Genomic DNA, 11,912 nt, shown 5'->3' with positions numbered 1-11,912 from the left:
GTTGCCCGCGCGGGCAACCCGGGGAGCGCCGTCACTAGCGACCGGTCAGGAGGCCGGCTTGAGGTGCAGGATCACGTCGAGCGCGTTCGCCTGGGTGGGCTGGGCGGCGCCGTAGGGGTTGGCGTCGTCCGGCCAGCCGGTCCACTGCTTCGTGGAGTAGGCCCCACCGACATTGTCGGCGCCGACGGGGATCATCGGCATGTGCTCGACGAAGATCTTCTGGAGCTTGTTCATCGCCTCGACACGGACCGAGTCCTCGGTCGCCGACTGGTAGTCGCGCAGCGCCTTGGTGGCCTCGGGGTTGTTGAAGCGCCCGAAGTTACCGGCGGGGCTGGCGGTGCCGACCGGCTTGAGCAGGTCGCCGTCCATGATCGTCTGGTAGATGTCGTACGGCGTGTTACCGCCGTTGGTCCACCGGAAGCCGGCGTCGAACTGACCGGCCTCGACGTTCTTGAACCACGCGTCCTGGTTGGCCTTCTCGACCGTCGCCTCGATGCCGATCTTCTGAAGGTTGGCCTTCACGATCTCCAGCGAGGTCTGGTAGTCCGACCAGCCGGCCGGGTCGGTCAGCGTCAGGGTGACGGCCTTGCCCGTCTTGTCCTTCAGCGTGGTGCCCTCGTACTTGTAGCCGTTGGCGGTCAGGAGCGCCTTGGCACCCTCGATGTCGATCTTGTAGTCCTTGCCCTTGAACTCCGGCGCGAGGAACGCGTCGCCGGCGGGGCTGGGCAGACCGGTCACGCTCTTCACCAGCGGGTGGAAGTAGCCGGCCTCGGCCGTGTTGAAGATGTCGTCACGGTCGATGACCATGCTCATGGCCACGCGCAGGTTCTTGTCGTCGAACGGCGCCTTGGTGGTGTTGATGTACAGGCCGTGGATGCCGAGGACCGGCGGGGCCCAGATCTTGTGGTGCGCGGCGTCCTTGTCGATGAAGACCGTCTTCACATTGGGGATGAAGACGAAGCTCCACTCCGACTCACCGTTGGCGAGCGCGGTGGTCTGCGCGTTGTTGTCGGTGTAGGAGGTGTACCGCAGCTCCTTGACCTGCGGCAGCGCCTGCCAGTAGCCCTTGTCGCGGACCGTCAGCGTGGCGGTCTGCGGGGTGAACGACTTCAGCGTGTACGGGCCGGAGCCGATCGGGTTCTTGGCGAGCTCCGCCTTCGGGTCCGAGACCTTCTCCCAGATGTGCTTGGGGACGATCGGGACCTGGGCGATGGCCTTGTGCTGGCTGACGAACTGCGGGTTCTTGAACGTGATGGTCACGTCCGCGCCGCTGGCCGAAGCGTCGGAGATGGTGAGACCACCGGTGTTGAGCGCCTCGTTGTCACGCAGCAGCTTGTACGTGAACGCGACGTCCTCGGCGGTGACCTTCTGACCGTCGGACCAGGTGGCGTTGTCGCGGATGGTGGCCTTGACCGAGGTGTAGTCCTTCGACCACTCCGCCTTGGTGGCGAGCCACGGCTTCATCGGGTCGGCCGGCTTGACCGGGTTCCACATCATCAGCGGCTCGTAGAGCGCCCAGCGGTAGCCCGACTTGGACGCCGCGGAGGTGCTGAGGAACGGGTTCTGGTTCTCGGTCTGCGGGCCGTTCGGCATGCCGACGTTGAGGACCGTCGGGCCCTTCTTCGCGTTGTCGGCGTTCGGCGAGTCGCCACACGCAGCGAGAGCGCCGGTGGCGAGCAACCCGGCGAGGCCGAGCACAACGGAGCGTCTGGTATGCACGGGGGTGTCTCCTTACGTACCTGGATCGACAGGTGGGGCGGGCATTCGGGGTAGGACGACGGGGCCTTCTTGCGGCAGGTCCCGCCCTTTGGTGCGGTATCGGTGGTGCGTCGTGCCGGGTGGTGCTGGTGGTGCGGGTTGGTGCGGGGATGGCGCGGTGGAGCGCTCGGGCTACGCCGGCATGGTCGAGGACCGCACGACGAGCGTGGTGGACAGGATGTTGGGCTCACTCGTCAACGGCGTGCCGTCGAAGTGTGCGATGAGCCGCCGGGCCGCCATCTCGCCCATCTGCCGCATCGGCTGGCGGATGGTCGTGAGTGGTGGCTCGGTGTGCGCGGCGTGGACGATGTCGTCGAAGCCCACGAGGGCGACATCCTCCGGCACCGCGCGGCCCGCTTGGCGCAGCCCCTGGAGGGCGCCCGCCGCGGACAGGTCGTTGTGGGCGAAGACCGAGTCGAACTCCAGCCCCAGGTCCAGCGCCCGCCGGATCGCCTGGGAGCCGCAGTCGTAAGTGAAGTCGCCCTCCATCACGAAACGCGGGTCGACCGGGTGACCGGCGGCCGCGAACACGTCCGCGAAGCCACCGAGCCGGTCCTGCGTGCAGCCGAACTTCTCGGATCCGGTGATGACGAGGGGGCGCCGCCGGCCGATCTCGACCAGATGCCGGGCGGCCAGGGCCCCGCCGGCCCGGTTGGTGGTCCCCACCGACGGCATGAGCGGCTTGTCGCCGCGGTCGTCGATGAGCACCACCGGCAGGCCGCCGGCATACAGGTCGGCGAGGTAGTCCAGGGTGCCCTCCGGCTCGATCGCCAGCAGGCCGTCGAAGGCTTTGCCGGAGACCTGCGCCGAGAACTGGCGCATCGACTCGGCGCCACGGTTGCACGTGAAGAGCAGCAACCCGTAACCCTCCGCTTCGACGACATCAACGGCTCCCTGCACGATCTCGCCCATCCACGGCCAGATCAGCGAAGGCACCAACATCCCGATGACCCTGGTGTGGCCCCGGGCGAGGTTGACCGCCCGCGCGCTGGGCGTGTAACCCAGCTCGTCGATGACCCTCCGCACCCGTGCCGCGGTCGACTCGTCGACCTCGCCTTTGCCGTTGAGCACCCGCGAGACGGTGGTCTTGCTGACCCCGGCCCGTGAGGCAACATCGGCGATGGTGATCGGCACGCCGCGATCCTCTCTGTGAGAGCGCTTTCTGGCAAGAGAGCGTTTTCTGGAACCGGTTCCGCAACCGGTTCCGGCACACTAAATCCGATTGCGGACTGTGGTGTCAATAACACGGTGGTAACGAAACGTAACGCCTGGGAAAAGCTTGCCAAGGCCTCGGACGGTGGTGTTTGCTCACAGCACGCCGACGCGCCCGCCGTCGCGGTGACGCGCGGGCACGCCCCTGAAAGCGCTCTACCGACCGGGGAGGTGGATGACGGTGCCGTCGCTGAGCGGCTGCTGCTTGACCACCAGGACGTCGAACCGGAGCCCCTTCGGCACGTCGAAGACGAGCGTGCCGGTGACCGGTTTGCCGGCCCTGATTTCCCCGTAAAGCGGTCGGGTTTCGGCGTTGTAGAGCCACGACCAGTCGTCGGCCTTGTGGTCGTTGCCGTCGGTGTCGCGCAGCCGCTGCGAGCCCTGATAGATGCGGGTGCTTCCGGTGCCGAGGTTCTCGACCCGCACCTCGACCAGGCAGAACTCGCCCTCGGCGTCCTTGACGATCGGCCAGTCGCCGATGCGTTTCACGCCGCACTCGAAGCCGGTGACGGTGAAGCGGACGCCGCCGTCGGTGCCGACCGGGCTGGGCTTCTTCGACGGCACCTTGCTCGCCGGCGCGGCGGTGCTGGGGCCCGCCTTCGCGGCGCCGTCCTTGCCCGAGCCGGCCGAGTCGGCGAGGTTGAACACGCCCCACAGGCAGCCGAGCACGATCAGCACCGCGACGACGGCGGCCACCGCCCCGCCGATGCGGCGCGGCGGGCGGCGGGGAGGAGGCGGCACCGGCGGCAGCGGCGGGCGCCCACGACCCGGGTCCGCATACTGGGACGACACCGGGACCCCGAGAGAGGGGTCGAGCATCGTCGGGCTGACCGGCACCGGCGAGACGGGCATCGCGTGCACCGCCGTCGGCGACACCGGGATGACCGGCGCGGCGCCGGGCGCGAACCGGCCCGTGGGCGGCCGGGGCGGCGCGGCGCCGCGGACCCTTGCCGTGGGGCCGGCCGTGGGATGGCCCGCGGGCCGGGTCGTGGGGTCGGCGCGCGGCGACGTCACGTGCACCGCCGCCGGGTCGTCGTCGCCGACGAGCGCGAGCAGCAGCTGGCGGGCCGTCGGCCGGGCCGCCGGGTCGGGCCGCAGCGCCCGGGCCACGATCTCGGCGATGCCGGGCGCCAGCCCGTCCGGGACGGCACCCGCCGGCATCACGCCCGTGCCCGCCCACGCGACGAGGACGCCCCACGCGTACACGTCGGAGGCCTGGCTGGGCGGGGCGCCGCGCTCCTGCTCGGGCGCCAGCCATCCCGGCGTGCCGAACAGCTGCCCGACGGGCCCGTCGTGGCCGTGCGGGCGGGCGACGCCGAAGTCGATGACCTTCGGGCCGAACGGTGACAGCAGCACGTTGCGCGGGCTCAGGTCGGCGTGCACGAGCCCCACGGCGTGGATCGCGGTCAGCGCCGCCGCGACCCCGACCGCGACCGCCTCGACCTGGCCGCCGAGCGGCCCGTTGACGGTCGCGTAGTCGTGCAGGGACGGCCCGGACACGTACTCGGTCACCAGGTGCGGCACCGGGCCGTCCAGGGCCACGTCGAGGACCCGCGCGGTGCAGAACCCGGCGACCCGCGACGCGGCGGCGGCCTCGGCCGCGAACCGTTGCAGGAACTGCGGGTCGCCGTGCCAGACCGGGTTGATGACCTTCAGCGCGACCCGGCGGTCACCGGGGCCGGCGGCGAGGTAGACGGTGCCCATGCCGCCGACGCCGAGCACGCCGAGCAGCCGGTAGGACCCGACGGTCGCCGGGTCCCCGGCACGCAACGGCGCGGGCAAGTCCCCCATGCGACCCATCGTGCCCTATCAGCGCACGCGCGTGCGCTCAGTGCGCCCGTCTGGATGCCAGCAGCGCCGCGCCGACGATGCCGGCGTTGTTCTGCAGGGTCGCCGGGACGACCTTCGTGGGCACCGAGACGTGGTGCAGCCACTTGTCCGTCTTCTTGCTCACGCCGCCGCCGATGATGATCAGGTCGGGCCACAGCAGCGCGTGCAGGTGGCGCAGGTAGACCTGGACCCGCTCGGCCCAGTCCTGCCAGCCGAGGCCCTCGACCTCGCGGATGCGGTCCGAGGCGTAGTCCTCGGCGTCGCCGCCGTGCAGGTGCAGCCCGCTCATCTGCAGGTGGCCGAACTCGGTGTTGGGCACCAGCTTCCCGTCGATGAACAGGGCGCTGCCGATGCCGGTGCCGAGGGTGACCATCACGACCAGGCCGTCGACGCCCTTGCCGGCGCCGTACTCGATCTCGGCCACCCCGGCCGCGTCCGCGTCGTTGAGGACCGTCACCGGCCGCCCCAACTTGTCGCTGAACAGCTGCTCCGCCGGCGCGTCGACCCATGACGCGTCGACGTTGGCCGCGGTCTTCGTCACCCCGTGCTGCACGACGGCGGGAAACGTGATCCCGACGCTGCTCGCCGGCGGGAACTGCGCGACGACCGCCGCGACCGTGTCGACGACGGCGGCGATGTCCGCCGGCTGCGGGGTCTCGATGCGGTGCCGGTCGGCGGTGAACTCGCCGGTTGCCAGGTCGACCGGCGCTCCCTTGATGCCCGAACCGCCGATGTCGATACCCAGGACCACCACAGCTGCTCCTCCGCGACGTGTGCCTCAACCAATGCCCTGCTGTTCCAAGAGCCAATCATGCAGGGCACCGGCAAGGCTCACCCGGGGTACGCCCCCACCGTGTCCCGGATCTCCAGGCCGAGCGCCTGGTCGGCGGTGCGGGCACAGTGCGCGCTGCAGTAGAAGCTGCCGGACACCTCGGCACCGTGGCCGACGATCTTCGTGCCGCAGTGCTCGCAGACCGGCGCCAGCCGGTGGATCGCGCACTCGAACGAGTCGAAGACGTGCACGCCGCCGCCGACCGTCCGGACCTCGAAGCTCATGTAGTAGTCGTTGCCGCAGGTCTCACAGACTGCCATGATGTTGCCCCCCATTCGTTTCACGCAGCGTGTTCGGTCGGTGGGCACGGCGCAACCGGTTCAGCCGAAATCCACCCTGCGGATCACCAGGAGCGCCACGTCGTCGTCCCGGGACCCCGCGCTCAGTGCGCTCAGCAGCCGGTCGCAGAACTGCTCCAGGTCGTCCTCGACCTCGCCGACGGCGCGGCACAGCGCGTCGAGCCCCTCGTTGAAGGTGTGCCCGCGGACCTCGATCAGCCCGTCGGTCACCAGGATCAGGGTCTCGCCCGGCGCCAGCGTCAGCCGGACCTCGTCCTCGTGCGAGGTCGGCACGCCCAGCAGCGCCACCCGCCCCTCGACGAGGCTGACCCGCCCGTCCCGGACCCGCAGCGGCGGCGGGTGCCCGGCGTTGGTGAGCCGCACCTCCCCGCTGGCCGGATCCATGCTGAGCAGGCACATCGTCGCGATCTCCTCCGGCAGCAGCCGCAGCATCATCCGGTTGAGCCGCTCCATGCTCGGCCCCGGCGACGAGTCCTCCACCAGGTAGGCGCGCAGCGCGTGCCGGACCTCCGCCATGATCGTGGCGGCGCGCAGCGAGTGCCCGGCGACGTCGCCGATCGCCGCGACGAGCCGGCCGTCCACCTGAAGGATCTCGTAGAAGTCGCCGCCGACCGACGCGTGCTCGCTGGCCGGCTGGTACCGCACCGCGAGCTGCACGCCCGGCACCGCGGGCAGGCTCCGGGGCAGCATGCTCTGCTGCAGCGTCAGCGCGGTGCGCCGCTCCTCGTCGTAGCTGCGCAGCGCCTCGACCGCGAGGGCGACCGCCTGGCCGAACTGGCGCAGCAGGTCGGCGTCGTCGTCGCTGAATCCCTCCGCAGGCACGGCGACGTGCACCGGCTCCCGGCCCCGCTTGGCCCGCGCGACGACCCGCCACACCGCGCCCCGCCACCACGGGCCGTCCTCCAGCGGAAACAGCACGATGCCGGCCTGGCCATCGAGCGGGTCGAGCTCGAACTGGTCGCGCATCGCCGGGCGCAGCACCGCGTCGCCGCCGACGGCGTCGACCTGCACCGCGATCGGCCCGGACTCCTCCGAGGAGGCGGCGACCGCGGCGGGCCCGTCGAACACCCGGGCGGCGCCGGTCGCGGCGGCCAGCAGCAGGTCCGTGAGGCTGGTCACGGCGTTGAACTCGGTCGTGGTGTCGACCAGCCGCGTCAGCCGGCCGGCGAGCCGCTCGGCGCGGCGGCGGGCCCGGTACTCGCGCAGCTTCGCCCGGACGGTGGCGAGCAGCTCGTCCGGGTCGATCGGCTCGGCCAGGTACGCGTCGGCGCCCCGGTTGAGGCCCTGGGTGCGGTCCACCACGTGGACGGCGGTCGCCGAGATGTGGATCACGGGGACGGCGGTGGTCCGCGGGTCCTCCTTGATCCGCTCCGCGACCTCGAACCCGTCGATGTCCGGCAGCCGTACGTCGAGCACGACCAGCTCCGCGTGCAGGCCCTCGGTGTGCAGCAGGTGCAGCGCCTCCGTGCCGGTGGCGGCCTCGGTGACCCGGTGCCCGTCGCGGCGCAGCCAGCTGGTGATGACGTACCGCTTGGAAGGGCTGTCGTCGACGACCAGAATGTCTGCCGCGGCCTCGCCCGTCATGCCGTCACTCGGGCGACGACGTCGGCGATCGTCCGGCGGGTCAGCGCGGGCTTGCCCAGGACCGCGGCGGCGCCCGGGACGTGCCCGACGTCGGCGCCGGTCACCACCACGACCGGTACACCGCTCAGCTCCGGCACGCCGGCCAGCGCGGCGATCAGCTCGCCGCCGTCACCGCCCGGCATCCGCAGGTCCAGGAAGATCAGCGACGGCCGCTCCCGCATCGCGATCGCCATCGCCGAACGGGCGTCGGCGGCCTCGTGCACGTGCTCGGCGATGCCGGTCAGGTGCTCGCGCAGCGCCTGCCGGGCGGCCGCCTCGTCGTCGACGACGAGCACCGCCCGCACGTGCGGCAGGTCCTGGTCGTCCTCCGGCGCGGGGCGCAGCGGCAGGTCGAGGGTGAACGTGCTGCCCTCCCCCGGCTCGCTGACCATGCTGAGCCCGCCGCCGAGCAGGGTCGCCAGGCGCCGCGCGTAGGGCAGCCCGAGGCCGGTCCCGCCCGTCTGATGGGCGCCGCGCACCTGGTGGAACTCCTCGAAGACGCGGCGCTGCTCGGCGAACGGGATGCCGATGCCGGTGTCGGCGACCGCGATGTGCAGCCGGCCGTCGCGCACGAGCGCGCCCATCGCGACGCTGCCCGCGTCGGTGAACTTCAGCGCGTTGGTGAGCAGGTTGCGCAGGATCTGGGTGAGCAGCACCTCGTCGGTGACCAGCTCCACGGGCTCGGCCGGGTCGGCGACCTCGAACCGCACGCCCGGCTTGGCGAGGGGGCGCAGGGTGCCGCGCAGCTGGCCGAAGACCGCGTTCAGGTCGACCGGCGCCCAGTTGGGCTCGATCCGGTTGGACTCGGCCTTCGCCAGGTCCAGCAGGTCGTTGACGCGCGCGAGCAGGTCCGCGGCGGAGCCCTGGACGAGGTCCAGCTGGTGCGTCTGGTCGGCGGTGAGCGGCTCGGAGCGGGGGTCGAGCAGCAGCCGCGTCAGGCCGATGATGGCGGTCACCGGCGCGCGCAGCTCGTGCGACACGTTGGCCAGGAAGCGGCTCTTCGCCTCGTTGGCCTCCCGCAGCTGCGCGGAGCGCTCCTCCAGCTCGGCGTACAGGGCGACGACACCCTGGTTGGTCTGCTCCAGCTCCTCGGACAGCTGCGTGTAGAGCGCCATCACCCCGCGGTTGGTCTCCTCCAGCTCCGCGTTGAGGGTGAGCAGCTCGTCGCGGTGCGCCTGGACCTCCTCCAGTGCGCTCACGAGCTGCCGGTTCTGGACACTGAGCTCGTCCAGCGCGGTGGTGGGCCGGCTGGCGGCCAGCTCCTCCCGCGCCGCGGCCAGCCGCTCCTGACCGACCTGGGCGGGCAGCCTGCGCATCAGGCTGATCCGGTCCCGCTCCACGTGCATCTCGTCCATCAACCGCCCCGCAGCCGCCGTGCCTTCGGGCGGACTGATCCCGATGCCGTCCGCTTCTACAACGATGACCAGACGGAGCCGTCCGGAAACCTCGGCGGTGAACGTCACCATGGCGCCGATCGCGTGCCGGCCGATCTCGCTGAGCGCGGTCGCGACCCTGACCTGGTCCTGATGCTCCATGCCGAGGGCGGCGGCGACCTCCCGGCCACGCTGGCGCACCACGAACACGTCCTGGTCCTCGCGCAGCGTCATGCGCAGCAGCGGCTCCGGCACCGGGGACCCGCTCATGGCCGCACCACGGCCACGCAGGCGTCGTCGCGGCGCACGCCGGCGTCGCGCAGCAGGGTGCCGGCGATGAGCAGCGGGTCCTGGCGGCTCAGGCCCGGGTAGTCACGCAGGGTCCAGCGGTCCGACACGCCGTCGGAGTGCAGGACCACGACCGCCTCCGGCGGCAGCTCGTAGGTGAACTCGCGGACGCCCCGCGACTGGTGCCCGACGATGCCGGGCATGCTGACCATGCCGCGGCGCTCCCCGTCGGGCGAGGCGACCACACCCGCCACGTTGCCCAGGCCCGCGAAGCGCACCGTGCCGCCCTCGACGCGGGCCACCGACACGGCCGCGCCGCGGGTGTGCGAGACGAGCCGGTGCAGGCGCTCCACGATCGCCGCCGGCGCGTCCAGGTCACCAGAGAGGAACGCGTCGACGGCGGCGCTCGCGGCCGCCGACGCGAGGGCGCCGTGCCCGAGACCGTCGGCGACGAGCACGAGCAGCGCGCCGCCACGCACCCGCGCCGCCCAGCGGTCGCCGCACACCGTCTCGCCCGTGATCGGCCGGGTCAGGCCGGCGACGACCGGCACCCCGACGTCGCGGCGGTCGGGCCACAGCTGCGCGGCCAGGACGGTGCCACGGCCCGGCAGCGAGTAGCCGCCCGAGTGGCTCGACAGCCGGCGCACCGCGCCCAGCCCGATCCCGAGGGTGCCGGCGGTGCTCGTGCCGTCGGAGCCGCTGAAGACCAGATCCGCCATGCCCGGACCGCTGTCGACGGCCACCAGCTCCACGCCGCCGGTGCCACCGCTGCGCAGGCACCGCACCGACAGCGCGCCCACATCGGCGTGCCGATGCAGGTTGCTCGCCAGCTCGGCGGCGACGATCGCCACCTCGCCGGTGCGCTCGTCGCTGAAGCCGAGCCGGCGGGCGAGGTCGACGGCGACGCGCCGGGCCACACCCGCCGCGCCCGCCTCGTCGACGGGGAACCAGCCGAGCTCCTCGACCAGCGGGACCTGATTGGGGGCCGCCGCGGGCGGTGTCACCGTGCCCACTTCGTCACCGTGATCCGGGTGCCTTCCCCGGCGGCGGTGACGATGTCGAACTCGTCGACCAGGCGGCGCGAGCCGCTGAGCCCCAGCCCCAGCCCGCTGCCGGTGGTGTAGCCGTCGGTGAAGGCGAGGTCCAGGTCGGCGATGCCCGGCCCGGCGTCGACGAACTCGGCGCGGACGCCGGCCCGCCGCCCGTTGTGCACCTGGCCGACCACGGCGTGCCCGCCGCCGCCGTGGATGAGCGTGTTGCGCGCCAGCTCGCTCGCCGCCGTGACCAGCTTCGTCTGGTCGACGAGCGGCAGCTTCGCGGCGATCGCCATCACCCGGACCGCCTGACGCACCCGCACCACGTCCTTGTCGTCGGCGATCTGCAGGCGCTGCTCCTCCTGCTCCTGGGTCATACGGGCACGTCGTCGGAGCCGCGGAAGCCCAGCACACCCACGCCGCGGACCTGCTTGGCCTCGGCGAGGATCTCCAGGGCCTTGTCGACGTTGAGCGCGGTGCGGACACCCCTGAGCGACAGGCCCAGCTCGACCAGCGTGATCGCGACCGCCGGGCGCATGCCGACCACGACCGTCTCGGCGTCCAGCACCCGCGACACCGACGCGATCGTCGACAGCATCCGGCCGATGAACGAGTCGACGATCTCCAGGGCGGAGATGTCGATCACCACGCCGTGCGCGCCGGTCTCCACGATCCGGTCCGACAGGTCCTCCTGCAGTTGCAGGGCGGTCTGGTCGTCGAGGTCGATCTGGATCGAGACCAGCAGGATCTCGCCGATCTTCAGAACGGGGACGCGGTCCATCACAACGCCTTGTCGCGGCTCGCCCGGCGGACCACCTCGACGCCGCTGGCCCGCAGCGCGTGCAGCAGCGCGTCGGCGAGGTTGGACTTCGTCACGATGTCGCCGAACTCGATGCCCAGGGCCACCACCGTCTGCGCGATCTGCGGCCGGATGCCGGAGATGATGCACTCCGCGCCCATCAGCCGCGCCGCGACGACCGTCTTCAGGATGTGCTGTGCGACCTGCGTGTCGACCGCCGGCACGCCGGTGATGTCGACGATCGCGTAGCCGGACCCGGTGTCGACCAGGGTCTGCAGCAGCTTCTCCATGACCACCTGGGCGCGGGCCGAGTCGAGCGTGCCGACCAGCGGCACCGCGACGACGCCGTCCCACAGCTTCACGACCGGCGTCGAGAGCTCCAGCAGCTGCTCGGTCTGGTCGGCGATCACCGACTCGCGGGCCTTCGTGTAGGTCTCGAACGTGAACAGGCCCATGTCGTCGACGAGCAGCGACAGCACGAGGAAGTCGGTCGTCGCCAGGTCACCCTCGCCGGCCTCGCCCAGGTTGAGCACGACTTCCTTGACCGCGAACACGAGGCTCGCCGTCTCCCTCGGCGAGAAGCCCTGCCGGGCCCACGCCCGGGACAGCTCCGCGAGCGCCGCCCGCGACTCGCCGCTCTCGGCACCCGCGACATCGCCGTCGGCATGCTCGCCGAGGATCGTCTGCAGCGCATCGAACACGTCCCGCACCTGCCGGGTCAGCTCGGCGCTAGTGAGCCGGCCACGCAAACTGCGGGTGGCGATCTCCGTCCAGTGACGCACGATCGCTTCCTCGTGCGCCGCCAGGAACGCACTCAGCCGCTGCCGCGCGTCGGCATCCACCTTCACTCGTGATCTCCTTCGA

General features: G+C 71.8%; 11 protein-coding genes. All 11 read right to left on the bottom strand.

What is annotated here, in order from left to right:
- Positions 1–45: 45 nt before the first annotated feature.
- The 11 genes from AB0I21_RS23850 to AB0I21_RS23800 all read right to left on the bottom strand — a co-directional run bounded on the left by AB0I21_RS23850 (position 46) and on the right by AB0I21_RS23800 (position 11,896).
- A complete protein-coding gene (locus AB0I21_RS23850; RefSeq protein ID WP_354904084.1) occupies positions 46–1,719 on the bottom strand; it encodes an ABC transporter substrate-binding protein in 1,674 nt (557 codons plus the stop codon).
- Positions 1,720–1,890: 171 nt separating this feature from the next.
- Entirely contained in the window at positions 1,891–2,892 is a 1,002-nt protein-coding gene (locus tag AB0I21_RS23845; protein WP_360564244.1) for a LacI family DNA-binding transcriptional regulator, read from the bottom strand.
- 234 nt (positions 2,893–3,126) lie between these two features.
- On the bottom strand, positions 3,127–4,761 hold the full coding sequence (locus AB0I21_RS23840) for a protein kinase (RefSeq protein ID WP_360564243.1): 1,635 nt from the start codon (positions 4,759–4,761) through the stop codon (positions 3,127–3,129).
- Positions 4,762–4,798: 37 nt separating this feature from the next.
- Complete coding sequence (gene ppgK / locus AB0I21_RS23835; RefSeq protein ID WP_360564242.1) at positions 4,799–5,554, bottom strand: polyphosphate--glucose phosphotransferase; 756 nt, start codon at positions 5,552–5,554, stop codon at positions 4,799–4,801.
- A 77-nt stretch (positions 5,555–5,631) separates the two neighbouring features.
- Entirely contained in the window at positions 5,632–5,892 is a 261-nt protein-coding gene (locus AB0I21_RS23830; protein WP_360564240.1) for a Prokaryotic metallothionein, read from the bottom strand.
- 60 nt (positions 5,893–5,952) lie between these two features.
- On the bottom strand, positions 5,953–7,515 hold the full coding sequence (locus tag AB0I21_RS23825) for a fused response regulator/phosphatase (RefSeq protein ID WP_360564239.1): 1,563 nt from the start codon (positions 7,513–7,515) through the stop codon (positions 5,953–5,955).
- Positions 7,512–9,197, bottom strand: coding sequence for an ATP-binding protein (locus AB0I21_RS23820; RefSeq protein ID WP_360564237.1), 1,686 nt, complete (start codon positions 9,195–9,197; stop codon positions 7,512–7,514). Before AB0I21_RS23820 ends, AB0I21_RS23825 begins: the two co-directional genes overlap by 4 nt.
- The gene (locus tag AB0I21_RS23815; protein WP_360564236.1) at positions 9,194–10,228 is read right to left on the bottom strand and encodes a SpoIIE family protein phosphatase; all 1,035 of its coding nucleotides are present in this window, start codon (positions 10,226–10,228) and stop codon (positions 9,194–9,196) included. The genes AB0I21_RS23820 and AB0I21_RS23815 overlap by 4 nt, the downstream gene beginning before the upstream one ends.
- On the bottom strand, positions 10,216–10,626 hold the full coding sequence (locus AB0I21_RS23810; protein WP_360564234.1) for an ATP-binding protein: 411 nt from the start codon (positions 10,624–10,626) through the stop codon (positions 10,216–10,218). The genes AB0I21_RS23815 and AB0I21_RS23810 overlap by 13 nt, the downstream gene beginning before the upstream one ends.
- Positions 10,623–11,030: an STAS domain-containing protein gene (locus AB0I21_RS23805; protein WP_360564232.1), complete on the bottom strand. Its 408-nt coding sequence runs from the start codon at positions 11,028–11,030 to the stop codon at positions 10,623–10,625. Before AB0I21_RS23805 ends, AB0I21_RS23810 begins: the two co-directional genes overlap by 4 nt.
- Entirely contained in the window at positions 11,030–11,896 is an 867-nt protein-coding gene (locus AB0I21_RS23800) for an STAS domain-containing protein (protein ID WP_360564231.1), read from the bottom strand. The genes AB0I21_RS23805 and AB0I21_RS23800 overlap by 1 nt, the downstream gene beginning before the upstream one ends.
- Positions 11,897–11,912: the final 16 nt, after the last annotated feature.

It is taken from the genome of Dactylosporangium sp. NPDC050588, assembly GCF_040654975.1.
In the GTDB taxonomy this organism is placed as follows: Bacteria; Actinomycetota; Actinomycetes; order Mycobacteriales; family Micromonosporaceae; genus Dactylosporangium; species Dactylosporangium maewongense.
The sequence above is the reverse complement of the archived record's forward strand: the minus strand, read 5'-3'. Positions and strand labels throughout refer to the sequence as shown.